Raw genomic sequence first — 26,887 nt, forward strand, 5'->3', positions numbered from 1 at the left:
TGCGTCTGGAGGACAGCTACTCGCTGACGGGCGCGGTGACGTTCGATCTCGCCGCGAGCAACGCCCCCAGGAGCCGGGCCGCGCCGTTCTTGTCGAGCGGGTTGTTCTGGTTGCCGCACTTCGGCGACTGGACGCAGGAAGGGCAGCCGTCGTCGCACTCGCACGCCTCGATGGTCTCCAGCGTCGCCGAGAGCCAGTCGCCGGCCGCCCGGAAGCCGCGCTCGGCGAAGCCGGCCCCGCCGGGGTGGCCGTCGTACACGAAGACGGTGAGGACCCCGGTGTCCGGGTGCACGGCGGTCGACACCCCGCCGATGTCCCAACGGTCACACGTCGCGAAGAGGGGCAGCAGTCCGATCGAGCAGTGCTCGGCGGCGTGCGCCGAGCCCGGCACGTCGACCTGCTGCAAGCCCGCGCCCTCGACGACGTGATGGGGCACCGTCCACCAGACGGCGCTCGTCCGGAGGCTCCGGACGGGCAGGTCGAGGGGCTCCTCGCCGATCACCTCGCCGCCTGGCTGGCGGCGCCGCAGGAACGAGACGACCTGGTGCGACACGTCCACGTCGCCGAAGGACAGCCGGCAGTCGCCCCAGCGCTCGTGCTCCTGCTCGGTGACGATGCTGATGTCGGTCGTCTCACGTGCGGTCGTCGTGTAGCCGGGGTCGGCACGCTCGATGGCCGCGACGCCCTCCTCGAGGTCGAGCGAGGCGACCAGCCAGGTCTCGCCCTGATGGAGGTAGACGGCGCCTGCGTGGGCGGTGCCGTGGGCGCGGGCGGCGTCGACCGTCCCCACGACGCGCCCCGTCGACGCCTCGACGAGCTGGACGGCGCTGCCGCCCGCCGACCTGATGTCGACCAGGTCCGCGGCTCTGCGTCGGTCGGTCCAGAACCACCCCCGCGGTCGCCTGCGCAGGACACCGGCCTCGGTCAGGCTCTCGACGATCCCGGCAGCGGTCGGGCCGAAGAGCTCGAAGTCGGCCGACGTCAGTGGGATCTCCTGAGCGGCGGCGCACAGGTGCGGACCGAGGACGTAGGGGTTGCCCGGATCGAACACGGTCGCTTCGACCGGACGGCCGAGCAGCGCGTCGGGATGGGTGACGAGATAGGTGTCGAGCGGGTCGTCCCGGGCCACCAGCACGCCGAGCGCGTCCTGCGCGCCGCGGCCCGCGCGGCCGACCTGCTGCCAGAGCGCCGCTCGCGTGCCGGGGAAGCCGGCCATCAGCACCGCGTCGAGCCCGCTGACGTCGATGCCGAGCTCGAGGGCGTTGGTGGCCGCGATCCCGAGCAGACGGCCCGACCGCAGGGCCTGCTCGAGCTCGCGGCGCTCCTCGGGGAGATAGCCACCGCGGTACGCCGCCACGCGGCCGGGCAGGTCCGGGTCGACGTCGGCCAGAAGGCCGGCCGCCGTCAGCGCGACCTGCTCGGCGCCGGTCCGCGAGCGCACGAACGCCAGCGTGCGGACCTCCGAGGAGACCAGGTCGGCGAGCAGGTCGGCCGTCTCGGACGACGCGGCGCGGCGCACGGGCGCGCCGTTCTCCCCGGCGAAGCTGGTCAACGGAGGCTGCCAGAGCGCGAGGGAGACGCGCCCGCGGGGAGAGCCGTCGGTCGTCACGGGCACGACGTCGAGCCCGGTCAGCCGGTGGCCCGCCGTCTCGGGCTCGGCGACGGTCGCCGAGGCCAGGACGAACGTGGGTGAGGCGCCGTACGACGCCGCGACGCGTCGCAGCCGTCGCAGCACGTGCGCGACGTGGGCGCCGAAGACGCCGCGGTAGTGGTGGCACTCGTCGACGACCACGTAGGTCAGCGAGCCGAGGAACGACGCCCATCGGCTGTGCGCGGGCAGGAGCGAGCGGTGGAGCATGTCCGGGTTCGTGAGCACGTACTCGGCGTACGCACGCGTCCAGTCCCGCTGCTCGCGCGGGCTGTCGCCGTCGTGGGTCGTGACCCGCACGTCGAGCTCGAGCGACTGCAGACGGGCGAGCTGATCCTGCGCCAGCGCTTTCGTGGGCGCCAGGTAGAGGACCGTCGCACCCCGCTGTCCCTTCGGCCCGCGCCCCTCTCGAACAGCCGTGAGCGCAGGCAGCTGGTAGGCCAGCGACTTGCCGGACGCGGTGCCCGTGGCGAGCACGACGTGGGCGCCCGAGTAGGCCGCGTCGGCGGCGACCACCTGGTGCCGCCAGGGCCGCTCCACGCCGCGGCTGTGGAACGCCTCGACAACCGTCGGATCGGCCCATCCCGGCCAGTCGACCTCGTCGGCGGGACGGGGCGGCAGCTCCTCGAGATGCGTGAGACGACCCTCCCGGCCGGGGACGGCCGAGAGCCGCTGCAGCAGGGTCGGCACGTCGTGGTGCATCGGAGGCGCCGTCACCGCTCCATCCTCCCAAACGACACCGACAACGGCCGTCGCGGCGTCACCCGCGGGGTCGCCCTGTGCGACTTCTTTGTACGGTGGGTCGTGGAACGTGATTACATAGGGTCCGGCTTCGCGGACCGGGACGTCGTGATCCCGGCACGTGGCCCGACCGTCCGTCACCTGACGTCCGAGTGGAGTGCTCCGTGGACCTGACCCTTTCGACTCGTGAGGTCGATGGGACGACCGTCGTGTCCGTCGGTGGTGAGATCGACGTCTACACGGCGCCGAAGCTCCGCGACAAGATCACCGAGCTCGTCGCCGCCGGCTCGCACGACCTCGTCGTCGACCTCGAGGCCGTCGAGTTCCTCGACTCGACCGGGCTCGGCGTCCTCGTCGGCGGCCTGAAGAAGGTGCGTGCGCACGACGGCAGCCTGCAGCTGGTGTGCACGCAGGACCGCCTCCTGAAGATCTTCCGCATCACCGGCCTCGCGAAGGTGTTCGCGATCCACGGCTCGGCAGAGGCGGCGATCGCGGCCGACTGACGCCGCGACGCGCCGTCGACCCACGCTCGCAGACGACCCCCTCGCGCCCGCTCGCCCTGTGGCGACGCGGGCGCTCGCCGTCTTCGGCGCACTTTGCGCGCACTCGTTCGCTTCGCCTCCTTCACACTGTGGCACGGGTCACATACCCTGCGGTGGGAACCGACCCGCGCGCAGGAGGACCGAATGCCCGAAGTCGAAGTATCCGGAGGCGATCTCGTCCTCGTCATCATCGTCGGGCTGGTCGCGCTGACCTGTCTCGGCCTGGGCTTCATGTTCCGGCGCGAGGTGCTCGCGGCCGAGACTGGCACCGAGAAGATGAGGACGATCGCCCAAGCGGTGGAGGAGGGCGCCTCGGCCTATCTCGGTCGTCAGTTCCGCACCCTCGCCGTCTTCGCCGCCATCGCCTTCGTGGTGCTCTTCGCGCTGCCGGCCGACGACGTCGGCGTCCGCGTCGGGCGCTCGATCTTCTTCCTCCTCGGCGCCGGCTTCAGTGCGACCGTCGGCTACCTCGGCATGTCGCTCGCCGTGCGTGCCAACGTGCGCGTGGCCGCCGCCGCCGAGGTGAGCGGTCGCGAGCCGGCGATGACCATCGGCTTCCGCACCGGAGCCACGGTCGGCATGCTCACCGTCGGACTCGGGCTGCTCGGCGCCAGCGTGGTCGTGATCATCTTCCAGGACCAGGCGCCGCACGTGCTCGAGGGCTTCGGGTTCGGCGCAGCGCTGCTCGCGATGTTCATGCGTGTCGGCGGCGGCATCTTCACCAAGGCCGCCGACGTGGGCGCAGACCTGGTCGGCAAGGTGGAGCAGAACATCCCCGAGGACGACCCGCGCAACGCCGCGACGATCGCCGACAACGTCGGCGACAACGTCGGCGACTGTGCAGGCATGGCCGCCGACCTCTTCGAGTCGTACGCCGTCACCCTGGTCGCCGCGCTGATCCTCGGCTCGCAGGCGTTCGGCGACAAGGGCCTGGTCTTCCCGCTCATCGTCCCCGCCATCGGTGCGCTCACCGCGGTCGCCGGTGTCTACCTCTGCCGCCCTCGCGTCGGAGAGAACGGCCTGCGGACGATCAACCGTGCCTTCTACATCTCGGCGGCGATCGGCGCGGTGGCCTCGGCGATCGCGGCCTTCCTCTACCTCCCCGGCGACTGGGCGAGCCTCAACGGGTCCGGCGCCGCCGCCGACGTCAGCCCGCGCGTCCTTGCTGCCGGTGCGGTGGCGATCGGCGTCGTCCTCGCCGCCGCGATCCTCGCGCTGACCGGCTACTTCACCGGCACCGAGCACCGACCCGTGCGAGACGTCGGCCGCACCAGCCTGACCGGCGCGGCGACCGTGATCCTGAGCGGCCTCTCCGTCGGTTTCGAGTCGGCCGTCTACACCGCGCTCGTCATCGGCGCCGCCGTGTTCGGGGCGGCGCTCCTGGCCGGCGGCACGACCTCCCTCGCCCTCTTCGCGGTCTCGCTCGCCGGTTGCGGCCTCTTGACGACGGTCGGCGTGATCGTCGCCATGGACACGTTCGGCCCGGTCTCCGACAACGCCCAGGGCATCGCCGAGATGTCCGGCGAGGTCGGCGAGGAGGGAGCCAAGATCCTCACCGAGCTCGACGCCGTCGGCAACACGACCAAGGCGATCACCAAGGGCATCGCGATCGCGACCGCCGTGCTCGCCGCGAGCGCCCTGTTCGCGTCCTACACCCAGAGCGCGTTCGACGCGTTCGCCAAGGCCACCGGCAAGGGGGAGTCCGGCATCCTGGACGGCTTCCTCGTGTTCGACGCCAAGCTGCTCGTCGGCGCCCTGCTCGGCGCGAGCGTGGTGTTCCTCTTCTCGGGACTCGCGATCAGCGCGGTCGGCCGGGCGGCCGGCGCGGTGGTCTACGAGGTGCGCCGGCAGTTCCGCGAGATCCCCGGGATCATGGAGGGCACCGGTCGCCCGGAGTACGGCAAGGTCGTCGACATCGTCACCCGCGACTCGCTGCGCGAGCTGGCGACGCCGGGCATCCTCGCCATCCTCGCGCCGGTCGCCGTCGGCTTCGGCCTCGGGATCGGCCCGCTGGCCGGCTTCCTCGCCGGCGCGATCACGACGGGCACGCTCATGGCCGTGTTCCTCGCCAACTCCGGTGGCGCCTGGGACAACGCCAAGAAGCTCGTCGAGGACGGCTACCACGGCGGCAAGGGCTCGGACGCGCACGCGGCGACGGTCATCGGCGACACGGTCGGCGACCCGTTCAAGGACACCGCCGGTCCGGCGATCAACCCGCTGCTCAAGGTGATGAACCTGGTCAGCCTGCTCATCGTCGCGGCCATCGTGAACCTGACGTACGGCACCCACGCGAGCGACTGGCTGCGTGTCCTCATCGCCGTCGCGGCGGCGGCCGGGATCGTGGTCGCGGTGTACGTGTCCAAGCGGCGCCCGATCGCCATCGGCAGCGACGACGGCGAGCCGGACGCCGTGGCGGCGCCGCCGGTGAGGAGCGGACTGACCTGAGGCCGGCCCCGGCCGGAGCAGCCGGTGCGGGAGAGCGGGTAACGTCCCGGACGTGCGCGACGTGACCGACCTCCCCCACCGGCTCCGCGAGGCGCTGACCGCGGCGCGGTTCACCTACGACGACGTCGCCGAGGTGCTCGGGCCGCTCGCCCATGCCGCGCTCGGTCGCAACGAGACGACGCCCGGGCTGCGTCGGACCCGTGGCGGGAGCCCGCTCGAGACCCTCGTCAGGCTCTTCCTGCTCCAGACGCCCGTGCCCCTCGCCGCCGCGGAGGGCGCGCTCCCAGGTCTCGTGGACCGACTGGCGGTCGAGGGCCTGCTGGACCAGTCCGTCGGCGAGGTCGCCGCACGCATGGACGTGCGGCCTTACGCGACCGACGCCGCCGCCGACTCCGGTGGCAGCCTGTGGGTCGTCTCCGACCTCACTCCGGGTCTCGACGGTGCGCCGCAGCGCGTGGGCGCCGACTACGTGCTCGGCATCAGCCCCGCGTCCACCTCGTTGGCCCAGCTCACCATCCGGGACCGGGTCAGTCGCAGCCTCGACCTCGGGACAGGGTGCGGCGTCCAGGCGCTCCACCTCGCCGCCCACTCCGGCCACGTCGTCGCCACCGACGTCAACCAGCGGGCGCTGTGGATCACCCGCTTCAACGCCGCCCTCAACGAGGTCGGCCACAACGTCGAGGTCCGCGAGGGCTCGTTCTTCGACCCCGTGCGGGGCGAGACGTTCGACCTGATCGCCACCAACCCGCCGTTCGTCATCTCGCCGGCGACGGGCGAGCGGCTGGTCTACCGGGACTCGGGCCTGCCCGGCGACCGTGTCGTCGAGGACATCGTCCGTGGCGCACCCGAGCTCCTCAACCCCGGGGGCTGGTGCCAGATCCTCGCCAACTGGGTCATCTCCCGCGACATCGCCTGGGACGAGCGCCTCGGGTCGTGGCTCGGAGACGACACCGATGCGTTCGTCGTGCAACGCGAGATCCTCGACCCGGCCGCCTACGTCGAGCTCTGGCTCAAGGACTCGGGCCACCACCCCTCCACCGGCAGCGGCCACGCCGACGACTACCGGCTCCGCTACGACACGTGGCTCTCCTGGATGGAGGAGCAGGGCGTCGAGGGCGTCGGGTTCGGATGGATCAACCTGCACAAGACCGGCGGCCCGGGATCGCGGCGCGAGCTGCTCGAGTGGCCGTACGACGTCGAGCAGCCGATCGCCCCCGCGATCGCCTCGTGGGGCACCGCGGTCCGTGTCGAGGTCGGCCCCGAGTCTCGGCTGGTGCTGCCGGTGGACGTGCAGCAGGAGACCGTCGGGGCACCGGGCGCCGAGGACCCGACCGCCGTCGTGCTCCGCCAGCAGCGTGGCCTCAGGCGCGCCCGTCAGGTCGACACCGTGACCGCGGCGCTCGCGGGCGCCTGCGACGGGGAGCTCGCCGTCGGCCAGCTGCTCGACGCCATCAGCGAGCTGCTCGGCCTCGACCCGGCCGAGACCCGGGCGACCTACGTGCCGATCGCGCAGGAGCTCGTCGGCGAAGGCTTCCTGGTGCCGGCCTGACCGGCTCCGGCCGCTGCGACGGCCTGGTCGCGCACCCGCAGCAGCTGTCCTCGCACACGGGCGGTGAGCAGGTCCGCGTAGCCGAGAGCCGTCAGCTCGGGGAGCTGGCGCTGCCACATCCACGGTCGTGAGACGTCGTGCCACGGCCAGAAGCCGCGCAGGGTTTGCGTCACCGGCGGTGCGTACGCCGACGGCGACTGCGAGACCGTGAAGAACTGACGCAGCGCCGACTGCCGCACGACACCCTTCGGCCCGACCAGCCCGTTGGCGGACGCCACCGCGTGGCAGATCCCGGCGGCGACCTGGGTCGCGGGCCGTGCGCCGAGGACGACCAGGGGCTCGAGCTCCCACAACCGCAGCAGCGCGCGGCGCAGCGCGTGACCGACCTCGGCGTCGAAGAACCGCTCGGCCGCTCCGTCGAGCAGCTCGGCGACCGCGTCGAGGCGCTGTCGGTCGGCCGCGGATTCGACGAGCGGCAGCCCGAGGCCGTCGTCGGTGAGTGGCCGGTCGTGGAGCGCGGCCACGGCGGCGGGACCTCCACAGACCGAGGCCAGCCACTCCAGGGCCAGCTCGTGCTCCTTCCGCTCGGGCGGTCGGGGCCGGAGCTGCTCGGTCTCGAGCCGGTCGATCACCGTCAGCGCACGCTCGACCAGCGACGCGCAGTCGAAGCAGTAACGGCCCCGCTCGTCGCCGAGCAGATTGTCGATCTCGTCGTACATCAATGACCTCCAGTGCGGGTTGGAAGTCGTCGTCCGTGACCCATCAGACAGCACGCCACCGACAGTCCGGCGAGGGCTTGGTGGTGGAATCAGTGGGAGGGCGACTGGACATCAGGCGCTACCGTGGTCCGCCGTGAGCCCCGTGTGGGGCTGACAAGGTCGAGTAGGAAGAGCAGCAGTGGCGCACAAGTTGGTGATCGTCGAGTCCCCGGCGAAGGCCCGCACGATCGGCGGGTACCTCGGGCAGGGGTATGTCGTCGAGTCCTCCATCGGCCACATCCGCGACCTCCCGCAGAGCGCAGCCGACACCCCGGCCAAGATCAAGGACAAGCCCTGGGGTCGGCTGGCGGTCGACGTCGACAACGGGTTCGCGCCCTTCTACGTCGTGCCGCGCGACAAGAAGAGCCACATCTCCAAGCTCAAGACGTTGCTCAAGGACGCCGACGAGCTCTACCTCGCCACCGATGAGGACCGCGAGGGAGAGGCGATCGCCTGGCACCTGCTCGACGAGCTGAAGCCGAAGAACATCCCGGTCAAGCGGATGGTCTTCCACGAGATCACGAAGGCGGCCATCCAGGCCGCCGCGGACAACCCGCGCGAGCTCGACATGGACCTCGTCGAGGCGCAGGAGACCCGGCGCATCCTCGACCGCCTGTACGGCTACGAGGTCTCCCCGGTCCTGTGGAAGAAGATCTCCTCCGGCCTCTCCGCGGGCCGCGTTCAGTCGGTCGCGACCCGGCTCGTGGTCGACCGCGAGCAGGAGCGGATGGACTTCAAGGTCGCGTCCTACTGGGACATCGACGGCACCTTCGACGCGGGCAGCTCGTCCGACCAGCGGATGTTCCCGGCCCGGCTGTGGACGGTCGACGGCTCCCGCGTCGCCTCCGGCAGCAACTTCGGCCCGGACGGCCTGCTGAAGACGCCCGGGACCGGCACCGAGGTCGTCCACCTCGACCGCACCCGGGCCGAGGCGCTCGTCGCGGCGCTGGCCGAGACGACGTACGGCGTCCGCTCGGTCGAGTCCCGGCCCTACCGCCGCAGCCCCTACGCGCCGTTCCGGACGACGACCCTGCAGCAGGAGGCCTCCCGCAAGCTCGGCATGAGCGCCAGCGTGACGATGAGCGTCGCGCAGCGGCTCTACGAGAACGGCTTCATCACGTACATGCGTACCGACAGCACCAGCCTGTCGGAGACGGCCGTGACGGCTGCCCGCCGCCAGGTGCAGGAGCTGTACGGCGGCGAGTACCTGCCCGACGCGCCCCGTGTCTACGCCAGCAAGGTCAAGAACGCCCAGGAGGCGCACGAGGCCATCCGGCCGGCCGGTGACTCCTTCCGCACGCCGGCGCAGACCGGCCTGACCGGCGACCAGTTCCGGCTCTACGAGCTGATCTGGATGCGCACGGTCGCCTCCCAGATGAAGGACGCCGTCGGCCAGTCGGTCACGATCCGTCTCGGCGGCGCCGCGGCGAGCGGCGAGGACGTCGTCTTCTCGGCGAGCGGTCGCGTCATCACGTTCCACGGGTTCCTCAAGGCCTACGTCGAGGGCACCGACTCCGCCGACCAGAGCAGCGACGACGCGGAGACCCGGCTGCCGAACGTCTCCGAGGGCGACGCCGTCACGGCCGCCAGCCTGCGCGCCCAGGGCCACGAGACGAAGCCGCCGGCGCGCTACACCGAGGCGACGCTGATCAAGGAGCTCGAGGACCGCGAGATCGGCCGCCCGTCGACGTACGCGAGCATCATCGGGACGATCCTCAACCGCGGCTACGTCTACAAGAAGGGCACCGCGCTGGTGCCGGCCTGGATCGCCTTCTCGGTGGTGCGGCTGCTCAAGGAGCACTTCCCGCGGCAGATCGACTACGACTTCACCGCGCAGATGGAGCGCGCCCTCGACGAGATCGCCGGCGGACGCAGCACCCGTCAGAACGAGCTGGGCGAGTTCTACTTCGGCTCCGACCGCCACCCGGGCCTCAAGGCGCTCGTCGACGGGCTCGGCGACATCGACGCGCGCGACCTGGCGACGTACCTGATCGGTGGCGAGGAGTCGGGGGTCCAGCTGCGTGTGGGCAAGTACGGCCCCTACCTCGAGGGCCCGGGCGACGATGGGACGCCGCTGGCCGTGCGCGCCAACGTGCCCGACGACCTGCCGCCCGACGAGCTCACGCTCGACAAGGCCAAGGAGCTGCTGGCCAACCCCGCCGGCGAGGAGGTCCGGCTCGGCCGCCACCCGGAGACCGGGCTGGAGGTCGTGGCCAAGAACGGGCGATTCGGGCCCTACGTCACCGAGCTGCTCCCCGAGGACGCACCCAAGAGCGCCAAGGCGCGCACGGGCTCGCTGTTCAAGTCGATGAGCCTCGACACCGTCACCCTCGACGACGCCGTCAAGCTGCTCACGCTGCCCCGCGTGGTCGGCGCCGGCGAGGACGGCGAGGAGATCACCGCGCAGAACGGCCGCTACGGGCCCTACCTCAAGAAGGGCACCGACTCGCGCTCGCTCACGACCGAGGACCAGCTGCTCACGATCACGCTCGACGAGGCGCTGAGGATCTACGCCCAGCCCAAGCAGCGTGGCCGCGCCGCCGCCGCGGCTCCGCTCAAGGAGCTCGGCAAGGACCCGGTGTCGGGCAACCCGATCGTCATCAAGAACGGGCGCTTCGGCGAGTACGTCACCGATGGTGAGTACAACGCGACCCTGCGCCGCGACGACTCGGTCGAGGCCATGACGCTCGAGCGCGCAGCGGAGCTCCTCGCGGAGAAGCGTGCGAAGGGCCCGGCCAAGAAGACCGCCAAGCGCGGTGCGAAGAAGGCGCCGGCCAAGAAGACGACCAAGAAGGCGACGGCGAAGAAGGCGACGAAGAAGGCGTGAGCGCGACCGAGATCGTCCTCGAGCGCGCGGAGGGCACCTGGTCGACGCTCACCGTCTGGTCCGCCTCCGACGCGACCGCGCCCGTAGTCCTCGTCGTTCCGGCGATGGGGATGCCCGCGAGCTACTACCACCGGTTCGGGTCAGCGCTCGCCGACGCGGGCGTGCACTGCTCGCTGATGGAGCTGCGCGGCCACGAGGCGGAAGGTGGCCGGATCCCGGGGCGCGGCTACGACTTCGGGTACGTCGACATGGTCGCCGACGTCGCCGACGCCGTGACCGCGACACGGTCGGCCCTCCCGGAGGCGCCGGTGGTGCTGCTCGGCCACAGCATGGGCGGCCAGCTCGCCACGATGTACGCCGCACTGCACCCCGACGAGGCGGCCGGCGTCGTCCTGGCGGCCTCGTCGACGCCGCACTGGCGGACCTGGTCCCCCTGGATCCTGCCCGTGAGCGCGGCGTTCGCGGCCACCGGCGCACTGCTCGGCCACTTCCCCGGTCAGCGGGTGCGCTTCGCCGGTCGTGAGGCGCGCGGCGTGATCCGCGACTGGGCCCACCTCGCGCGCACCGGCCGGTTCGTCGCCGGTGAGGACGGGTTGGGGAGGGTCGACCTGCCGCTGCTCGTCGTCTCCGTGGAGGGCGACTGGCTCGGCCCCGCCCGCGCGGTCGACGCGCTGGTGGCCAAGCTCCCCGCGGCACGGGTCGAGCGCGAGCACCTGGACGTCGACGGGATCGACCACTTCAAGTGGGCGAGGCGGCCGGAGGTCGTCGTACCGCGGATCGTGGCGTGGGCCGCGAGCACTGTCCGTGCGACCGCATAGGTTGTCGGGGTGAGCCTCTACACGGACCGCGGCGTCTTCGTCTGCCTCGAAGGCGGGGAGGGGTCGGGCAAGTCGACCCAGTCCAAGCTGCTGCGCGACGCGCTGGACGCGGAGGGCTACTCCGTGCTGCTCACGTTCGAGCCCGGCGACACGCTGGTCGGTCGCGAGCTGCGCCGCATCGTGCTGAGCCCCGAGACCGGCGAGCTCGCCGACAAGACCGAGGCCCTGCTGTACGCCGCCGACAAGGCCGAGCACGTGGAGACGGTCGTGCTCCCCGCTCTCGCCCGCGGCGAGGTGGTCGTCACGGACCGGTACGTCGACTCGACGCTCGCCTACCAGGGCGCGGGCCGCTCCCTGGACGTCGCGGAGGTCGAGCAGGTGGCGCGGTGGGCCACCGGCGACCTGCGGCCCCACCTGACCGTCGTGCTCGACCTCGAGCCGTCGGCCGGGCTCGGCCGGTTCGAGGGCCGCGACCGGATCGAGGGCGAGTCGCTGGAGTTCCACGAGCGGGTCCGCGAGGCGTTCGTGACGATGGCGAAGGCCGACCCCGACCACTACCTCGTGCTCGACGCGCGCGCTCCCGTCGCCGAGATCGCGGCCGCCATCCGGAAGCGGATCGACCCGCTGCTCGCGCAGGCGGCGCGATGACCACGGTCTGGAGCAGCCTCGTCGGTCAACGCAGGTCGATCGACGTCCTGCGCGCGGCCGCGGCCGGTCGCGGGATGACCCACGCCTGGCTGTTCACCGGGCCGCCCGGATCGGGCAGGTCCAACGCGGCCATCGCGTTCGCCGCGGCGCTGCAGTGCCGGTCGGCCGCGTCTCCGGGCGACGGTTGCGGGGTCTGCCACGAGTGCCACACCGTCCTGGGCGGCAGCCACGCCGACGTGAGCGTCGTCCGCACCGAGAAGCTCTCCATCGGCGTCGACGAGGTGCGCGACCTGGTCCGGCGCTCCGCGCTCGCACCGGTCGGGCGCCGCTGGCAGATCATGATCGTCGAGGACGCAGACCGACTCACCGAGCAGGCCAACAACGCGCTCCTGAAGGCCATCGAGGAGCCCACCGCCCACACGGTCTGGATCCTGTGCGCGCCGACCGTCGAGGACCTGCTGCCGACCATCCGGTCGCGCTGTCGGCTGGTCACGCTGTCGACGCCGACGACCGAGGAGGTCGCCGGGTTCCTGAGCGCCAACGACGGGGTCGACGACGCCCTGGCGACGTACGCCGCCCGCGCCAGCCAGGGTCACATCGGGCGTGCCCGCGCGCTCGCGCGCGACGAGCCGACCCGCAACCGGCGCCGCGACATCGTGTCGATCCCCACCCGGCTGACGAGCCTCGGCGCCTGCCTGCGTGCGGCGGAGAGGATGGTCGAGGTGGCGCGGGCCGAGGCCGAGGTGATCACCACCGACCTCGACGCCCGGGAGAAGGCCGACCTCGACGCGTCGTACGGCGTCGTCGACCGCGGCCGCCGCCCACGGGAGTACGGGCCGGCGCTCAAGCGCCTCGAGGACTCCCAGCGCACGCGGGGCAAGCGTCGGGTGCTCGACGTCGTCGACCGCGGGCTCATGGATCTGGTCAGCGTCTACCGCGACGCGATCGCGCTCTCGACCGGTGCGCCCGGGGCCCTGGTCAACGAGGACATCCGAGCCGATATCGAGGAGCTCGCGCGCACCTCGACGCCCGAGCTCAACATCAAGCGGATCGCCGCCGTCTTCGAGGCGCGCGAGCAGATGCTGGAGTTCAACGTCCAGCCCGCGCTCGCCCTCGAGTCCATGATGGTCGCGCTCCGCGTCACCGAGGAGGCGCTCCGTTGAGCCGCATCGTCGCGCTGGTCGTCGTCCTCGCCCTGGTGCTCGGCGGTTCCGGCCTCGTCGTGCTGACCCTGCTTCGCTCCGATGACAGCGCGGCGACCAGCGGTCCGCCGCCGTCGCCGGCCGCGGGGTCGGCGGAGCCGGGTGCGCAGGACGCTCCCGACCCGGCCCTGCAGCGGTTCTACGCCCAGCGGCTGGACTGGCAGAAGTGCCGTGGCCACTTCTGGTGCGCGACGCTCGAGGTGCCGCTCGACTATGCGCACCCGACGGGCACCACGATCAAGCTCGCGCTCCTCTCGGCGCCGGCGACGGGGAAGCGGATCGGCGCGATGGTCGTCAACCCCGGCGGCCCCGGCGTGCCCGGCACCGACTATGCGGCGGCTGCCGCCAGGGCCTTCCGCGAACCGCTGCGCAACCGCTACGACATCGTCGGGTTCGACCCCCGCGGCACCGGCGCGAGCAGTCCGGTCGACTGCCTGAGCGACGGCGAGCTGACGGCGTTCCTCTCGGCGGACCCGGACCCCGACGACGCGGACGAGGAGTCGGCCTACTTCGCCTCCGCCCGCGAGATGGGCGCGGGGTGCGCGAAGCGATCGGGCGCCATCGCCGCGCACGTGTCCACGGTCGAGGCGGCTCGAGACATGGACGTGCTGCGCGCTGCGCTCGGCGAGGCGAGGTTGACGTACTTCGGCGCCTCCTACGGCACCAAGCTCGGCGCGACGTACGCCGACCTGTTCCCGTCGCGCGTCGGGCGGTTCGTGCTCGACGGCGCTCTCGACCCGGCTCTCCCGACCCGCGAGCTCAACCTGCAGCAGGCGGCCGGGTTCGAGACGGCGCTGCGGGCGTACGTCGCGAACTGCACGAAGTCGCCCGGGTGCTTCCTCGGCGACTCCGTCGACGCAGGCGTGGCGAAGGTGCAGTCGTTCCTCGCCGATCTCGACCAGAAGCCGCTGCCGACCAAGGACGGACGCGAGCTGACCGAGGGGGACGCGTTCCTCGGGTTGGCGCTGCCGCTCTACTCGCGCAGCTACTGGCTGCTGCTGAGCTCCGCGCTGAAGTCGGCGATGGCCGGTCAGGGGACCGCTCTGATGCTGCTGGCCGACGCGTACGCCGATCGCACCGGTCACACCTACGACAACAACTCCTCCGAGGCGATCTACGCGGTCAACTGCCTCGACGACCCCTGGGCGCGTCACACTGCTGCCGAGGTGAAGGCCGACATCCCCGCCTTCGAGGCCGCGTCGCCGACGTTCGGTCGGGTGTTCGCCTGGATGGGCGCGTCGTGCTCCGGGCTGCAGGAGCCGACCACGTCGAAGCCGGCCGCACTGCACGCGAAGGGTGCTCCGCCGATCGTCGTCACCGGGACGACCCGCGACCCCGCCACGCCGCTGCAGTGGGCGAAGAACCTCGCCTCCGAGCTCGACTCCGGTGTGCTCGTCACCCGCGACGGTGACGGCCACACGGCGTACAACTCCGGCAACAAGTGTGTCGACTCCGCGCTCGAGGCCTACCTGATCGACGGCACCGTCCCGCGCGACGGCCTCGCCTGCTGACTGCCGCCCGGCCGGCCCTGGTCCGGGCGTGTCCGGGCCTAACTATCACCGTGATGCTTTGCGGGGTGGGTGATACCTGCTAACTGTCACCGGTCGCTCGAACTATCACGGTGACACTTTGGCGGCGCCGACCCGCCGCACCCTCAGAGCGGCTCGGCGATCTCCCTCATCCGCGCGCTCGCCAGCTCGATCATGAGCCGCGCGGCCGGTGACAGGGTCGCGTCGGCGCGGTGCACGATCGCGAACGTGTCGTACATCCTCGGGCGCAGCGACACCCAGCCGGCGTTCGGGGCCAGCCGGGGGAGCAGCTGGTCGGCCGCGCCGCGCGGGATGATCGAGTCCGCGAGTCCCATGCCGACCAGCTCGACGGCCGTCTCGACGTCCTCGACCTCGATCCGCGTGGCCGGGTTGCGGCCGGTCTCGTGCAGCATCCGTCGCAGGATGATCCGGATCGAGTCCACCTGTCGCCAGGTGGTCTCCGGCATGACGAGCGACGCCAGGGCGAGCCGGTGTGCGGTGACGGGCGTCGCCAGGTGCGCCGGGTCCGCGCTGACGTAGACGAGCTCGTCCCGCGCCACGGGGGTCACGGTCATGCCCTCGCTCTCCAGGCTGGCGACAGCGATCATCGCGGCCTCGAGGCGCCCCCGCCTCAGCTCCTCGTGCACCTCGGTGGAGTTCTGCCCGATCAGCTCGACGCGCACCCCCGGATACCGCTCGAGTACGTCGGCCACGAGCCGCGCCCCGAAGTAGAGCCGCGCGGCCCCGAACATCCCGAACCTGATCGTGCCGGTCTCGAACTGCTTGACGCTCTGCACGGCCCTGCGCGCCCCCTCGGCCGCCGCGAGCGTCCGCTCGGCGTGCGGGCGCAGCTCGTCGGCGACCGTGGTCGGCACGACGCCGCGGCCGACCCGCCGGAAGAGCTGGACGCCGAGCGTCTTCTCGAGGGTGCGGATCTGCTCGGAGATGGACGGCTGGGCGTAGCCGAGCTCCTCGGCCGCGGCGGTCAGCGAGCCCATCTCGTAGGTCGTGAGGAAGCACCGCAGCTGGTGCAGCGAAAGCATAGGGACATCCTATTGGTTCTCCTGGAAAGAGAGCCTACCTCTATGAGTGGTGTGCCCGTCAGACTTGAGACATGTTCGCGCACCACTGCTCCGTCTGCGATGAGACGTACCTGATCTTCGACAGCCAGCTCACCTCGCTGGACAACACCGCCCATGGCATCGAGCTCCGCTTCGCCTGCTGGTGTGGCGCCGAGCAGACCACGATCTCGGGCCGGCTCGCCGGCCGCCGTACGGTCGACGCCGTCGCCGCCTGATCCCTCCCGCTCGGGTCCCGTGCCCGATCGGTAGGCGGACGACGCAACGTCGCCAGCCGGGTGTGCCCCTCCTTGGACGCACTCGCGCTTCCCGACGGCCCCGCCGGTTTCGTCGCCTGGCGGGGTCGTCGGTATGCTTCCCCGCGTTGCACTCCTCGAGTGCAGCACGCCGCCTTAGCTCAGTCGGTAGAGCAACTCACTCGTAATGAGTAGGTCGTCAGTTCGATTCTGACAGGCGGCTCGGATCGAAGGCCTCTGACCTGTGGATACGCAGGGTAGGGGCCTTCGTCGTTCCTGGGCGGCGGCCGCAGGAGTACGTGATGGGCACGTGATCGGCGGCACCGCCGTCACTGTCTCGACCTCGAGCGCCGATCAAGCTGGTCGTCGGGCGGGCCGGGTAGCGAGGCTCCGGCGTTCGCGTCAGGTGTCCCAGTCCGCTGGGTCCGAGGCGGTGCAGTGTGCCGTGATCCCGAGTCACGTGATGACTCGGATCCGCGGCACTGGCGACGACGTGGTCGTCAAAGCGTGCCGGTGTGACGATCGTCGCACAAGCGGACTAAGTCTCCGTTTCTGTTAGTCTCAACGTCACCCAACCCGAAGGATCCCCGTGTCCGCCACTCAGCGCCGGTCCCATTACCAGGTCACGTTCGCGGTCCTCGCCGTCTCGGTGTCGGCCTTCGCGCTGCTGCAGTCGCTGGTGGTGCCGGTCCTCGCGGAGATCCAGGCCGACCTCCACACGAGCCAGACGACGGTCACGTGGGTTCTGACGGCGTACCTGCTGTCCGCCTCCGTGTGTACGCCGATCGTGGGCCGGGTCGGCGACAAGGTCGGCAAGGAGCGGATGCTGGTCGTCGCTCTCGCTGCCCTGTCCGTCGGGTCGCTCATCGCAGCCCTGTCCACGAGCATCGGGCCGATGATCGTCGGCCGCGTGATCCAGGGCGTCGGCGGTGGCGTGCTCCCGCTGTCGTTCGGGATCATCCGCGACGAGTTCCCTGCCAAGAAGGTGCCGAGCGCTGTCGGGGCGGTGGCCTCCCTCTCAGCGGTCGGCGCCGGACTCGGACTCGTGCTCGCCGGCCCCATCGTCCGGGCCCTCGACTACCACTGGCTGTTCTGGTTCCCCATGATCATCACGGCGGGCGCCGCCGCAGCCACTGTGGTGTTCGTGCCCGAGTCTCCGGTGCGGACCCCCGGCAGGATCAGCGTCCTCCCGGCGGTGCTGCTTTCATCGTGGCTGGTGTGCCTGCTGCTGGCGTTGAGCCAGGGCTCCGACTGGGGGTGGACCTCTGCGACCGTGGTGGGGCTGCTGGTGGCGACGGTCGTCCTGGCCGGGGCGTGGGTGTGGGTCGAGAACCGGTCGGTGTCTCCCCTCATCGACATGAGGATGATGCGGCTCCCGGCCGTGTGGACCACCAACCTGGTGGCGCTGCTGGTCGGATTCGCGATGTACGGGTCGTTTGCGTTCCTGCCCCAGCTGAGCCAGACGCCGACCGCGGCCGGCTACGGGTTCGGCGCCTCGGTCACCGAGTCCGGGCTGATCCTCCTGCCGTCGTCGGTCACGATGTTCCTGGCCGGGATGTACTCGGCGCGCGCGGCGCGAAGGATCGGCCCCAAGGCCGTCGTCGTGACCGGCTCCTTGATCGCGGCACTCTCCATGGGGATGGTCGCATTCGTCCACGATCACCCCTGGCAGCTGGCCGTCGCCAATGCGGTGATGGGTGCCGGCATCGGGCTGATCTTCGCGTGTCTGTCCAACCTGATCGTGGCCGCGGTGCCCGCTGAGCAGACCGGCGTGGCCAGCGGCATGAACGCCAACATCCGCACCGTCGGCGGTTCCATCGGCGCCGCCGTGATGGCGACCATCGTGACGGCGAGCGTGTTCCCCAACGGGCTGCCCCACGAGTCCGGTTACACCCGCGGTTTCGCCACGCTGATGGTCGTGATGCTCGTGTGCGCCGCGGTCGCCCTCAAGATCCCGGCCGTCGGACGTCGTGTCATCGAGGAACACCTCGTCGGCGAGCCTGAACACCCCCAGCTCGGCATGGTCGCCGGCGGCACCCTGGTCGGCGACAAGAGCGAGTAGAACGCACCGCAGTCCCTCGACGCCCGGACGGCGGCAGCTGCAGAGGCGGATGGTGGAGAGGGCGCGGGACCGCGGTTCACCCGTCGCTCCCGGTGGCGACACCGCGACCGTCTGCCGGCCCGGGCTCGACTCGGGCGACGGAGATGAGCGGCATCCCGAGGTCGCGCAGTCGCGCGAGCATCCCGTGTAGCGCCGCCTGGTCTGCGACCGGGCCACGAAGGACGGTGATGACGCCCGCACCTTCGCCGCCCCGGCCTTGTGGGCCGGTGTCGGTGACGCTGTCGAGGATCATGCCGTCGAACCACGTCAGCCACCGTTCGTGGAGCCGACCTTCGAGTCGGATCTCGTACAGCCCCGGTTCGTGCTGGCCGACGCAGTGGCTGCTCATGGGAGTGCTCCTCTTGCTGGTCCTGACGGTTCCAGCGAGGCCGGAGTCGTCCTGATGTCTGCACGCTAGGAGCGGATGCGGTGAGCGGTCGTCACATCATGTGGTGAGCGACGTGGTGAACCTCGGGGCTCCGGCGCCGGCGCGGCCATGGCGATGCCCTTCAGCGCGTCCTCAGCGCGCCCTTCAGCGCGCCCCGGAGTGCGTCAGGAGGCCGAGCTGGTGCGCCCGGCTGATCGCGGAGCGTCGGTTGTTCACGCCGAGCTTGGTGTAGATGTGCTTGGTGTGCGTGCGGACCGTGTTCAGCGAGACGACGAGCTGCCGTGCGATGGCCGGGCCGTCGAGGTCTGAGCCGAGGAGTCGCAGCACGTCGAGCTCCCGGTCGCTCAGCGGGTCCACCAGTCCCGTTCCCCGCTCCACCGTTGGTGCTGGTGCCGGGGGCGGTGCGGTGCTCGGGACGGCGCCAGCAAGGGCCGCGGTCGCGGCGGCCAGCAGGTCGTTCACGTACCCGGACGGCGGCCCGCTCGCTGCAAGCTCGCGAAGCAGCGGCGTCGGGGTGGCCGCCGCATCGACGAACACCCGGACCCAGCCGTCCGTCTCGGCGAGGTCGACGGCGTGACGCAGTGACTCGAGCGCCTTACCCCGGTCCCCGCTGGCGTCGTACGCCGTGGCCAGCAGCACCTCGAGCTCGATGACAGTGCTCGAGCGACCGCCGTCGCTGGCCGCGGCCAGCAGACGCACCAGCAGCCCGATGGCGGCCTCGAGGGCCTGCGCGGAGCCGGTGGCGGCGTGGTCCGCGAGGAGCACCCTGGCGAGGGTGACGTGCTCGTACTCGCGGAAGTAGGACAGCTCGTCGTCGACCGTCACGTGGTGCTGGCGCGCCCAGGCGTGTGCCTCGGCCAGGTCGCCGCGTGCGGCGAGCACGCGGGCGCGGGATGCATGGACCGGTTGCACGTTCGGCGAGTAGTCACCGACGTACACCCGCTCGGCCTCGTCGAGCAGCTCGAGAGCCGTCGACAGGTCACCCTCGGCTGCTCGCAGCCGAGCGATCGCGACCCGCCACCGGTAGGGATTCTGCGGGAGGGCGGCCGCCTCGCCGAGCTCGTCGGATCGCCGCAGGTGCTCGGCGGACGCGGCCAGGTCGTTGCGATACCACGCCGTCCGGCTGAGGCCGACGAGCATGTCGGCGGTGCCCCGCATGACGCTCGAACCGGGCGGGGTGTTGGCCTCGGCCAGCTCGAGCGCGTCGGTCAAGGTCCGTTCGGCGTCGCGGAGACGCCCGAGGCGCAGCTCCATGTCGGCCATCGCGATCGAGCAGCCCAGGACGTCCGCGATGTGCCCGGCCCGGGTCAGCGCCGGGATGGACCGGGCGTAGCTCTCGTGCGCCGACGCGATGTCCCCGGTCGACCAGGACGCCAGACCGGACAGCGCCGCGGCCGCCCCCACAGCGAGAGGGTCGTCGTCGACCGCGACGTCGATGGCGCGCTGCGCGCGGGCGATGGCGCCGGCTGGGTCGCCTCCGATGAGAGCGAGCGCGGCACGATACATCTCGACCGCCGCCGGGACCCGGGCGAGCTCGCCGCGGTTCCCCACGACGAGATCCGCCGTCGGTCCCGCCAGAAGGTGCTCGACGTGGTCGAGGCGTCGGTCGACGCCGTCGAACGCGTTGCTGGCCATCAGGCCGCCGATGAGCGCGATGGCCAGGACCGGGCGGTCGCACAGCACCTCGTCGGGCAGCTCGTGCGCCCATCGGCTGAGGAGGTCCTCGCGCCGCTCCAGGCCCAAGGCTCGGAAGGAGGACTCGATGAGGTCCGCGGCCCGGTCGAGGTCGTCGGCCGCCAGTGCATGGCGGACGGCGGCCTCGACGTCGCCCGCGTCGGCGTGCCAGGCGGCGGCCAGCCGGTGCAGCTCGGGCACGTCGTCGGGTCGTTCCTCGAGCAGGTGGGAGAGGAGCACGTCCCCGAACAGGTGGTGGTAGCGGTACCAGGTGCGGGATCCGTCGAGCGGGACGACGAACAGGTTCGCCCGGTCCAACATCTCGAGCATCGCCTTGCCGCTGCGGCCGCGCCCCGGGTGTTCGGGCGGACTCACGGCATCGCACAGCGGACCGGTGAGTCGGGAGAGGATGGAGGTGTCGAGCAGGAAGCGGCGTACGTCGTCGGGTTGGCGGGCGAGAACCTCGTCGGCGAGGTAGTCGACGACGAACCGGTCGTCGCCGGCGAACCCGGCGATGAAGGCGGACGGGTCGTCGCGGTCGCGCAACGAGATGGCGGCCAGCTGGAGCGCCGCGACCCAGCCCTCGGTGCGGCTCTCCAACGAGGCGACCTCGGCCGCTGTCAGGCCGAACCCGTGGAGCTCGTTGAGGTAGGACGCGACCTCGTCTCCGCTGAAGCGCAGGTCGGACGCACGGACCTCGAGCAGCTCTCCACGCGCCCGCAGCCGCGACAGGGGGAGCGCCGGGTCGGCGCGGGTGCTGATCACCAGCCGGAGCTGGGGCGGCATGTGATCGACGAGGAACGTCATCCCGGTCGCGACATCGACACCGTCAGCGAGGTGGTAGTCGTCGAGGACCAGGACGACCTCCTCGGAGTGCACGCTCAGCTCGTTGACGACGCCGGCGAGCACGGTCTCGACCGACGCCTGCCCGGACTGGAGCAGGGTGAGCGCCGCAGCACCCGAGCCCGGGACCGCGCGGTCCAGTGCCAGGAGGACGTAGGACCAGAACGACGTCGCCTGGCGGTCCCGCTCGTCCAGCGACACCCATGCGACGGGCCGCTCACCCGCCGACGTGTCTCGATGCGCGCTCAGCCAGGCCGCGAGGAGCGACGTCTTGCCGAACCCGGCCGGCGCCGACACCAGCGTGACCGGGGAGCCGGAAGCGCGGCCGAGCAGGCCGATGAGCCGAGGCCGTGCGACGACCTCGCGCCGCGGGCTCGGCTGAAGCAGCTTCGTCTCCACGAGTGGGTCGGCCACTCCGCTCCCTCCCTGGGCGTCGGACCCGACGCCTCCTGAGCGTAGGGCAGAACGGATCGCAGTACGGGGGTCGGTACGGGGGTCGTCCGGCCATCGCCACGGCTCCTTCGTCAGTGCGCCGACTCGGACCTGCCGGCGTGGGTGAACCCTCGCTCGCCCGGCCGGCCGAAGATGCTCAGGACCTCGGCGGGCCCGTCGCCGGTGCTGCCGAACCAGTGCGGCAGCCGGGTGTCGAACTCGGCCGCCTCTCCGACACCCAGGACCAGATCCTGCTCGCCCATCACGAGCCGCATCCGGCCCGACAGGACGTAGAGCCACTCGAACCCGTCGTGAGTGCGCGGACTCGGCTCCGACTGGGCCGTCGGGATGATGATCTTCCACGCCTGGATCCCGCCCGGATGGGTCAGCGGAAGCACGGTGCGCCCGTTGATGCGCCGTGGCTTCAGCCGGATGCGAGGGTCACCCACCTCGGGGGCGCCGACGAGGTCGTCGATGGGCACCCGGTACGTCTGTGCGAGCGGCAGCAGCAGCTCGAGGCTCGGGCGACGTTGGCCGTTCTCGAGCCGCGACAGCGTGCTCTTCGAGATCCCGGTCAGGTGCGCGACCTCCGTCAAGGTGACGCCGCGCTGCGCACGGATGCGCCTCAGCCGGGGGCCGACCCGATCGAGTGCGGCAGCGATGGGGCCGGTGCTGCCGACCGGAGCCGCGTCAGGTCCGGGGGTGCGTCGAGGCTCGGTCATGGGTCGATTGCACCGCGCCGTTCCCAGATTCGGCAACATCCGTTGTCGAGCGGGCCGGCTCGGAGGACTCTGATGACATGAACGAGTACGACGTGGTGGTGGTCGGCGGAGGCGCTGCCGGCCTCTCGGCAGCCCTGGTCCTCACCCGCGCCCGCCGTCGCGTCGCCGTCGTCGATGCCGGTCAGCCTCGCAACGCACCAGCAGCTCACATGCAGGGCTTCCTCGGCTCCGACGGGCTCCCGCCCACCGAGCTCCTCGCGGCCGGCCGCGCCGAGGTCACCGGATACGGCGGCCAACTGGTCTCCGGGACGGTCGCGACCGTGACATCCTGCCCGCGTGTCGGTCGCCACAGCCGGCTGTCGTTAGAGGTTGTCCTCGAGGACGGCGCCGTCCTGACGACGCGCCGCGTCCTCGTCACCACCGGTCTGCGCGACGACATCCCGGACATCCCCGGCGTCCGTGAACGATGGGGTCGGGACCTGCTCCACTGCCCGTACTGCCACGGATACGAGGTCCGTGACCAGCCCCTCGGGGTCCTCGCCGGCAGCCCCACCGCCACCGAGGACGCCGTGGCGCACGCCCACATCGTCCGCCAGTGGTCCGACGACGTCGTCTTCTTCACCCACGGCAGCGCGCTGACCGCGGAGCAACGCGAGCAGCTCGTCGCCCGCGCCATCGGCGTCGTCGACGAGCCCGTCGCTGGGCTCGTCGTCGAGCACGACCGGCTCCGCGGCGTCGAGCTCGCGAACGGCCGGGTCGTGCCCCGGACGGCGGTGTTCGTCCGGCCGCAGCCCGTGCCGAACGACACCCTGCTGACCGACCTCGGCTGCGAGACCGCTCAGAACGGCTGGGTCGTCGTCGACGCCACCGGCCGCACCAGCGTCGCCGGGGTCTGGGCGGCCGGCAACGCCGTCAACCCGCGCGCCCAGGTCATCACCGCGGCGGGCGAAGGCTCCGCCGCCGCCATCGCCATCAACAACGACCTCGTCGACGAGGACCTCCCGATCGCGGTCACCAACCTCCGCCTCGGGCTGCCGGTCGGCTGAGCCGAACCCGCAGACACGCGGCACCCGGCCGCACCCACCGGTCCAGCACCCCGCTGACCCGGCGTACCCCCTCGACTCCGAAGGAGCACCCCATGTCCGAGCACGTTCCCGACCCGGCGACCGGACGGGTCGTCGGCCCTCCCACCAAGCACCAGCTCGCGCTGATGATCTGGATCGCCGTCTTCCCGACGCTCACCGTCCTGAACCTGACCATCGGTCCGTCGCTCAAGGACAGCAACCCTGTCCTGCGGACCTTCGTCCTGGCGACCATCGCGGTCCCGATCGTCATCTACGGGCTGATGCCGCGCCTGCACAAGGCGCGCGGCCGCCTCCTCGCCCGCCGCGCCTGAGTCCCTCCGGACGAGATCACCACCCCGGTCACCACCTGTGGTGACGACCCCTCACCACATCCGTTCCTAGGTTCACGGTCCAACAAGGCACCACTTGACCACCCGAACAGCAGCCGCCGCTCAGCCCGACCCTCGAAGACGGGCACGACCACCGACGGCGGCACACCTAGGAGAGGCACGACCATGAACCGACTCACCCGCGCCCTGGCGATGGCCAGCGCGAGGCACCCGTGGCGCACGATCGCGAGCTGGGTGCTCGCGGTCGCCGCCGTCTTCTTCCTCGCCGCCCTCGGTGGAGGCACCTTCGTCGACGACTTCTCCGCGCCCGGAAGCCAGAGCTCCCGAGCGATGGAGCTCGTCAACAGCAACTTCCCCGAGGCCGCCAAGGGCAAGGCACTCGTCGTGCTCGCGGCTCACGACGGCACCACCCTCGAGGAAGACCGGACGGCCGTCTCGGCCGTCCTGAAGCAGGTGGGCGAGCTCGACCACGTCGCGACGGTGACGGACCCGTTCCAGTCCGGCACCATCTCCCGTGACGGTCGCATCGGGTACGCCGAGCTGACCCTCGACGTACCCGAGCGCGACATGGGCAAGCCGGCATTCGCCACGCTCTCGAAGGGTGTCACCAGCATCAACGCCGACAACCTGCGGGTCGAGCTGGGCGGCGACGCGGTGTTCCTCAACGCCGGGGGCGGCAGCTCGGGGCACGTCGGCATCGGCCTCCTCGTCGCGCTCCTGGTCCTGCTCGTCGTGTTCGGCACCTTCGTCGCCGCCGTCCTGCCCATCGGTCTCGCGATCGTCGCTGTCGGGGCCGGCATCGGCGGCATCACCCTCATGGCCGGCTCGATGGACGTGTCCGTGTCGGCCGTCCCCGTCGCGGGGCTCGTCGGCCTCGGGGTCGGCGTCGACTACGCCCTGTTCGTCGTCGCCCGCTACCGCGAGAACCGCAACCACGGCCGTGACAACGAGGCAGCCCTCGCCAGCGCGATGGGGACCTCCGGTGCGGCGGTGGTGTTCGCCGGAGGCACCGTCGTCATCGCCACCTCGGCACTCGTCATCACCGGGGTCGGCGTCCTGACTTCCATCGGGCTCGCGACCGCGATGATGGTGTTCTCCTCGGTCGTCGCCGCCGTCACGCTGCTCCCGGCCCTGCTGGGTCTGCTGGGCGACCGCATCGACAAGGGCCGCATCGGCCGCGGGCACCGCCCCGTCAAGACCGCCGAGGAGACCGCCTGGTGGCGGTTCGGCCATCGCGTGTCCGCCCGTCCGTGGCCCTACCTCCTCGCCTCGGTCGCGGTGCTCCTGGCCGTCGCCGCCCCGGCCTTGTGGATGCAGACCGGGTTCCCGGCCGCCGGCGACGCCCCGAAGGAGACCACCCACCGGCAGGCGTACGACCTGCTCACCGAAGGCTTCGGCGTCGGCATCAACGCGCCCTTGATGGTCGTCATCGACCTCGACGCCCCGGGCGTCGACGCCGCGGGCGTGCAGGCGGTCGCCGCCGACATCACCGCGGTGCCCGGGATCGTCTCCGTCAGCGACCCCCAGACCTCCGAGGACGGCGACACCGTCGTGTTCACCGCGACCCCGACCACCGGCCCGGCCGACCTGAAGACGTCAGCCACCATCGACCGGGTGCGCCACGTCATCCCGGGCAACGTCTACGTCTCGGGCATCACCGCCGTCACCGACGACCTCAACGCGCAGCTGTCGGCCAAGCTGCCGCTCTTCATCGGCGCCGTCATCGCCGTGTCGTTCCTGCTGCTGATGCTGGTGTTCCGCTCCGTCGCCGTCCCGCTCAAGGCCGCGGTGATGAACCTCCTGTCCATCGGCGCGGCGTACGGCATCCTGGTCGTGGTCTTCCAGTGGGGATGGGGCGCCACCCTCCTCGGTCTCGACGGGCCGACCACCATCACGTCGGTCATCGTCATCATCATGTTCCCGATCCTGTTCGGGCTCTCGATGGACTACGAGGTGTTCCTGCTCTCGCGCATCCGCGAGGAGTACCACCGCACCGGCGACAACGCCGAGTCCGTCGCCCGCGGACTGGCCGGCACCGGCCGGGTCGTCACCTCGGCGGCCCTCATCATGATCGCCGTGTTCTCCAGCTTCGTCTTCAGCCCGATCCCGTCGCTGAAGATGCTCGGCCTCGGACTCGCCGCCGCCATCCTCATCGACGCGACCATCGTCCGGATGATGCTCGTCCCCGCGACGATGGCACTGCTCGGCGCGGCCAACTGGTGGCTCCCGGGGTGGCTCGACCGGGTCCTGCCGCGGGTGACCGTGGAGAGCAGCGACGACGAGCCGCCGACCGACACGAGCCTCTCGTCGACCTCGTCCGCGACGGGGTCCACGGCCGAGGCCGGCGAGCTCATCGGTCGCTGAGCACCACACCGGCTGTCGGTCCCCGGGTGAGAGGTCGTCACCTCGATCCCGACGGGCCCGCCCGATCGAAGGCCCCTGACCTGCGGCGACGCAGGCAGGGGTCGTCGTCGTTCCTCGGCGCTCGAAAGCAATACGCTCGGCGAGATTCCACCGGCCCGCCGGTGTCGATGTGTTCAACCAACTGAGGAGCGCAGATGAGCTGCCCGCCCGAGTTCCTGGTCCGCTTCGGCGATCGATACCTGTTCCCGGAGAACGTGCGCTACCCGGAGCAGACAGTGACGCTGACCGCGATGCCCGGACCTGCGCTGCCGATGCGGTGGGGTCTGCTGGCGATCGCCGACCCGTGGTACCCGGAGACCACGCCGAAGTTCGCCGCCACGACCATCGGAGGCGGCGGCGCGAAGGTGACGTCGTTGACCACCGTGGCGCGCACACGCACTGGTGACGGCGACGCAGATGTGATGGCGGTGGCGGCGTCGGCCGGCGACCTCGATCGGGTGGCCACCTGGGAACCCCTGCTCCAGGACGAGAAGCACTTCCATCTCGACTCCGACTCTGCGCTCGGTGCGTTCTACGAGATCTCCGACGCGGCGCTCCTGCAGCCACTGTTCGAGGACGCCGACCACATGAAGACCGTGTACGACCGAGCGCTGACCGAGAAGGTCGTCGCCATGGAGGTCGATGGTCGCGTCGTGGCTGTGGTGTTCCTCTGTCCGGACGGCTCCGGGATCTACCCGGTCCACGTCGGCTTCGACGCGGACATGTCGGCCGTAGCCGTGACCGTGGACCTCCGGTTACTGGAGGCTGCCGATCGGCTCGACTAGCTGTTCTGACCCGGCGTCGGGGTCGACGGCGCGCCACGGGGAGTCCCACCGCATGTGGCCGACGCCGCTTGTACGGATGCACGAGACCCGCGACGAGGGTCAG

The 26,887-nt window shown here is 71.4% G+C and carries 20 protein-coding genes and 1 tRNA gene; 15 read left to right on the forward strand and 6 right to left on the reverse strand.

What is annotated here, in order from left to right:
• Positions 1 to 16 precede the first annotated feature (16 nt).
• Complete coding sequence (locus ABD205_RS05540) at positions 17 to 2,350, reverse strand: DEAD/DEAH box helicase (protein ID WP_344044466.1); 2,334 nt, start codon at positions 2,348 to 2,350, stop codon at positions 17 to 19.
• 203 nt (positions 2,351 to 2,553) lie between these two features.
• Here ABD205_RS05540 and ABD205_RS05545 point away from each other — a divergent pair, with 203 nt between their 5' ends.
• The 3 genes from ABD205_RS05545 (at position 2,554) to ABD205_RS05555 (ending at position 6,925) form a co-directional block, all read left to right on the forward strand.
• The gene (locus ABD205_RS05545; RefSeq protein WP_344043228.1) at positions 2,554 to 2,892 is read left to right on the forward strand and encodes an STAS domain-containing protein; all 339 of its coding nucleotides are present in this window, start codon (positions 2,554 to 2,556) and stop codon (positions 2,890 to 2,892) included.
• Positions 2,893 to 3,075: 183 nt separating this feature from the next.
• Complete coding sequence (locus ABD205_RS05550; protein ID WP_344043230.1) at positions 3,076 to 5,376, forward strand: sodium-translocating pyrophosphatase; 2,301 nt, start codon at positions 3,076 to 3,078, stop codon at positions 5,374 to 5,376.
• 52 nt (positions 5,377 to 5,428) lie between these two features.
• Positions 5,429 to 6,925 (forward strand): DUF7059 domain-containing protein, encoded by a 1,497-nt coding sequence (locus ABD205_RS05555; RefSeq protein ID WP_344043232.1) that lies wholly within the window; start codon positions 5,429 to 5,431, stop codon positions 6,923 to 6,925.
• Here the strand turns inward: ABD205_RS05555 and ABD205_RS05560 are convergent.
• A complete protein-coding gene (locus tag ABD205_RS05560; RefSeq protein WP_344043234.1) occupies positions 6,871 to 7,644 on the reverse strand; it encodes a hypothetical protein in 774 nt (257 codons plus the stop codon). The genes ABD205_RS05555 and ABD205_RS05560 overlap by 55 nt on opposite strands.
• A 178-nt stretch (positions 7,645 to 7,822) precedes the next feature.
• Here ABD205_RS05560 and topA point away from each other — a divergent pair, with 178 nt between their 5' ends.
• The 5 genes from topA to ABD205_RS05585 are packed head-to-tail and all read left to right on the forward strand — an operon-like array spanning position 7,823 to position 14,689.
• Entirely contained in the window at positions 7,823 to 10,510 is a 2,688-nt protein-coding gene (gene topA / locus ABD205_RS05565; protein WP_344043236.1) for a type I DNA topoisomerase, read from the forward strand.
• Positions 10,507 to 11,328 (forward strand): alpha/beta hydrolase family protein, encoded by an 822-nt coding sequence (locus tag ABD205_RS05570; protein WP_344043238.1) that lies wholly within the window; start codon positions 10,507 to 10,509, stop codon positions 11,326 to 11,328. The genes topA and ABD205_RS05570 overlap by 4 nt, the downstream gene beginning before the upstream one ends.
• Positions 11,329 to 11,337: 9 nt before the next feature.
• Positions 11,338 to 11,976, forward strand: a complete 639-nt coding sequence (gene tmk / locus ABD205_RS05575) for a dTMP kinase (RefSeq protein ID WP_344043240.1) — start codon at positions 11,338 to 11,340, stop codon at positions 11,974 to 11,976.
• Entirely contained in the window at positions 11,973 to 13,139 is a 1,167-nt protein-coding gene (locus ABD205_RS05580; protein ID WP_344043242.1) for a DNA polymerase III subunit delta', read from the forward strand. Before tmk ends, ABD205_RS05580 begins: the two co-directional genes overlap by 4 nt.
• Positions 13,136 to 14,689, forward strand: a complete 1,554-nt coding sequence (locus ABD205_RS05585; RefSeq protein WP_344043244.1) for an alpha/beta hydrolase — start codon at positions 13,136 to 13,138, stop codon at positions 14,687 to 14,689. Before ABD205_RS05580 ends, ABD205_RS05585 begins: the two co-directional genes overlap by 4 nt.
• A gap of 143 nt (positions 14,690 to 14,832) precedes the next feature.
• On the opposite strand, the gene ABD205_RS05590 is transcribed toward ABD205_RS05585, so the two are convergent.
• Positions 14,833 to 15,750: a LysR family transcriptional regulator gene (locus ABD205_RS05590; protein ID WP_344043246.1), complete on the reverse strand. Its 918-nt coding sequence runs from the start codon at positions 15,748 to 15,750 to the stop codon at positions 14,833 to 14,835.
• A gap of 71 nt (positions 15,751 to 15,821) precedes the next feature.
• Here ABD205_RS05590 and ABD205_RS05595 point away from each other — a divergent pair, with 71 nt between their 5' ends.
• From ABD205_RS05595 to ABD205_RS05605, 3 genes are all read left to right on the forward strand, one after another.
• The gene (locus ABD205_RS05595; protein ID WP_344043248.1) at positions 15,822 to 16,004 is read left to right on the forward strand and encodes a hypothetical protein; all 183 of its coding nucleotides are present in this window, start codon (positions 15,822 to 15,824) and stop codon (positions 16,002 to 16,004) included.
• Positions 16,005 to 16,172: 168 nt separating this feature from the next.
• Positions 16,173 to 16,245, forward strand: a tRNA-Thr gene (locus tag ABD205_RS05600).
• A gap of 366 nt (positions 16,246 to 16,611) precedes the next feature.
• Positions 16,612 to 18,084 (forward strand): MFS transporter, encoded by a 1,473-nt coding sequence (locus tag ABD205_RS05605; RefSeq protein ID WP_344043250.1) that lies wholly within the window; start codon positions 16,612 to 16,614, stop codon positions 18,082 to 18,084.
• A 76-nt stretch (positions 18,085 to 18,160) separates the two neighbouring features.
• Here the strand turns inward: ABD205_RS05605 and ABD205_RS05610 are convergent, their stop codons facing one another.
• The 3 genes from ABD205_RS05610 to ABD205_RS05620 all read right to left on the reverse strand — a co-directional run bounded on the left by ABD205_RS05610 (position 18,161) and on the right by ABD205_RS05620 (position 22,182).
• Positions 18,161 to 18,472 (reverse strand): hypothetical protein, encoded by a 312-nt coding sequence (locus ABD205_RS05610; protein WP_344043252.1) that lies wholly within the window; start codon positions 18,470 to 18,472, stop codon positions 18,161 to 18,163.
• A gap of 183 nt (positions 18,473 to 18,655) precedes the next feature.
• On the reverse strand, positions 18,656 to 21,442 hold the full coding sequence (locus tag ABD205_RS05615; RefSeq protein WP_344043254.1) for a winged helix-turn-helix domain-containing protein: 2,787 nt from the start codon (positions 21,440 to 21,442) through the stop codon (positions 18,656 to 18,658).
• Positions 21,443 to 21,552: 110 nt separating this feature from the next.
• Entirely contained in the window at positions 21,553 to 22,182 is a 630-nt protein-coding gene (locus tag ABD205_RS05620; RefSeq protein WP_344043256.1) for a helix-turn-helix domain-containing protein, read from the reverse strand.
• Positions 22,183 to 22,259: 77 nt separating this feature from the next.
• Between ABD205_RS05620 and ABD205_RS05625 the strand changes: the two genes are divergently transcribed.
• The 4 genes from ABD205_RS05625 (at position 22,260) to ABD205_RS05640 (ending at position 26,784) form a co-directional block, all read left to right on the forward strand.
• Entirely contained in the window at positions 22,260 to 23,228 is a 969-nt protein-coding gene (locus tag ABD205_RS05625) for an NAD(P)/FAD-dependent oxidoreductase (protein ID WP_344043258.1), read from the forward strand.
• A 92-nt stretch (positions 23,229 to 23,320) separates the two neighbouring features.
• On the forward strand, positions 23,321 to 23,578 hold the full coding sequence (locus ABD205_RS05630) for a putative antibiotic biosynthesis monooxygenase (protein WP_344043260.1): 258 nt from the start codon (positions 23,321 to 23,323) through the stop codon (positions 23,576 to 23,578).
• A 183-nt stretch (positions 23,579 to 23,761) separates the two neighbouring features.
• Complete coding sequence (locus ABD205_RS05635) at positions 23,762 to 25,960, forward strand: MMPL family transporter (protein ID WP_344043262.1); 2,199 nt, start codon at positions 23,762 to 23,764, stop codon at positions 25,958 to 25,960.
• Positions 25,961 to 26,154: 194 nt separating this feature from the next.
• Positions 26,155 to 26,784, forward strand: coding sequence for a hypothetical protein (locus ABD205_RS05640; protein WP_344043264.1), 630 nt, complete (start codon positions 26,155 to 26,157; stop codon positions 26,782 to 26,784).
• Positions 26,785 to 26,887: the final 103 nt, after the last annotated feature.

The sequence above is a fragment of the Nocardioides panacihumi genome (assembly GCF_039530925.1).
Taxonomy (GTDB): domain Bacteria; phylum Actinomycetota; class Actinomycetes; order Propionibacteriales; family Nocardioidaceae; genus Nocardioides; species Nocardioides panacihumi.

Coding starts and splice junctions, on each gene's coding strand:
- ABD205_RS05625 (WP_344043258.1), top strand. CDS start 22,260: ATGAACGAGTACGACGTGGTGGTGGTCGGCGGAGGCGCTGCCGGCCTC.
- ABD205_RS05550 (WP_344043230.1), top strand. CDS start 3,076: ATGCCCGAAGTCGAAGTATCCGGAGGCGATCTCGTCCTCGTCATCATC.
- ABD205_RS05580 (WP_344043242.1), top strand. CDS start 11,973: ATGACCACGGTCTGGAGCAGCCTCGTCGGTCAACGCAGGTCGATCGAC.
- ABD205_RS05610 (WP_344043252.1), bottom strand. CDS start 18,472: ATGAGCAGCCACTGCGTCGGCCAGCACGAACCGGGGCTGTACGAGATC.
- ABD205_RS05590 (WP_344043246.1), bottom strand. CDS start 15,750: ATGCTTTCGCTGCACCAGCTGCGGTGCTTCCTCACGACCTACGAGATG.
- ABD205_RS05560 (WP_344043234.1), bottom strand. CDS start 7,644: ATGTACGACGAGATCGACAATCTGCTCGGCGACGAGCGGGGCCGTTAC.
- ABD205_RS05540 (WP_344044466.1), bottom strand. CDS start 2,350: ATGCACCACGACGTGCCGACCCTGCTGCAGCGGCTCTCGGCCGTCCCC.
- ABD205_RS05620 (WP_344043256.1), bottom strand. CDS start 22,182: ATGACCGAGCCTCGACGCACCCCCGGACCTGACGCGGCTCCGGTCGGC.
- ABD205_RS05630 (WP_344043260.1), top strand. CDS start 23,321: ATGTCCGAGCACGTTCCCGACCCGGCGACCGGACGGGTCGTCGGCCCT.
- ABD205_RS05640 (WP_344043264.1), top strand. CDS start 26,155: ATGAGCTGCCCGCCCGAGTTCCTGGTCCGCTTCGGCGATCGATACCTG.
- ABD205_RS05595 (WP_344043248.1), top strand. CDS start 15,822: ATGTTCGCGCACCACTGCTCCGTCTGCGATGAGACGTACCTGATCTTC.
- ABD205_RS05635 (WP_344043262.1), top strand. CDS start 23,762: ATGAACCGACTCACCCGCGCCCTGGCGATGGCCAGCGCGAGGCACCCG.